The sequence below is a fragment of the Citrobacter sp. TBCS-15 genome (assembly GCF_005280815.1).
GTDB lineage: Bacteria > Pseudomonadota > Gammaproteobacteria > Enterobacterales > Enterobacteriaceae > Citrobacter > Citrobacter werkmanii.
The window spans coordinates 1-1,187 of sequence record NZ_SZWK01000132.1 but is presented as its reverse complement, the minus strand read 5'-3'; the positions used below and the strand labels follow the sequence as shown (position 1 = coordinate 1,187).

Here is a 1,187-nt window from a genome sequence, read left to right as displayed (position 1 = left end):
TTCATTCTTTTTTATCCTCCGTTTGTTCTTCTTCCACTTCTGGAATATTTACACCATTCTTTTTGATAAGTTTGAGTAAACCGGCAAACATAGGGCTGATACTTGCAATTAAATAAACAAATTGTCCGACAAAGTACAACAAACCTACGTTAATCACAGTTTGAGCAACATCTGAAGTAGAGGGTGTTTGTGTAAAGTAAAAGACTGCATATAAAACCCATAGGGAAAATATCACTGTCAAGTCAATTACAAGTCTACGTTCGAAAGGTGGGTTCATTGCTTCTCTATCTTTAACCCATGTAGCGAATAAAATCGCCAAAATTAAGATAGTTATTAAAATCATTCTAGTTACCATTATGTTTTTGCTTTCTATTGTAAATAAGTTGCTGTTCCACCAGCATATTGATTATTCCCAGCGTAATGACTCCATACTCGAATTTCTCCATTAGCCGTAATTTGTAATTCCATTGGTTTGTTATTGTTGTTTCCATTTAGAGAAGATAGGGTTACTGATATATCGCCTACAGGACGAACGTTTTCAGGTAGAAACGCAACTTGTTTGGTCTGATTAGCCCTAAAGTTTCCAAAATTACCGCCACCAGTAACCGTAACTATGCCATTTTTCTTTTTGTATTGTAGTTTAGCTGTAGTGACGTTAGACATGTTCAAAGCTGTCCAATCACTAACGTCTCCATCTACACTAAGTAATTTAACATTGATATTTTCTGCATTAACTTGGTCTAATGTCGTAACGTTTCGAGGTTTTTCGCTTGAAACTACACCTGTTCCGTCAGTTGTCCTGATGTCAATCAAAACTTTTAGAACTCCAGAACTATTATTTAAATCGACATTATTGCTATTATTTGAAGTTTCAGCCGATAAAGTAACAGGGTGCGCTGTTTGAGTTAAGTCAATATTTGCATGGATATAGTTGACAGAATTCCCCTTTAAAGCTACTGTTTCGTTTGATAGTTCAAAATATCTTCCGCCAGCAATAATTGAAGTATTAGTATATTGTACGTTTAGAGCTGTGTTTATTGGATTAGACCAGTCTTTTCGTCTAATTGTTCCATAGTCCATTCCAGTCAACATCATGTATAATTTTCCGTCATTGTTTGAACCTACTGGAAACTCTGTACCACTTGGACTGAAAAACGTGAAGTTTTTAATTGTCATTTTTAACCTTT

At 35.0% G+C, this 1,187-nt stretch carries 2 protein-coding genes; both read right to left on the bottom strand.

Features of this window, described 5'->3' with window-relative positions; all coding sequences use genetic code 11:
- Position 1 precedes the first annotated feature (1 nt).
- The gene (locus tag FDW96_RS11855; protein WP_212732876.1) at positions 2-343 is read right to left on the bottom strand and encodes a hypothetical protein; all 342 of its coding nucleotides are present in this window, start codon (positions 341-343) and stop codon (positions 2-4) included.
- A 26-nt stretch (positions 344-369) separates the two neighbouring features.
- Positions 370-1,187 (bottom strand): hypothetical protein (locus FDW96_RS11850; RefSeq protein WP_212732875.1); only part of this gene is annotated, 818 nt, incomplete at its 5' end.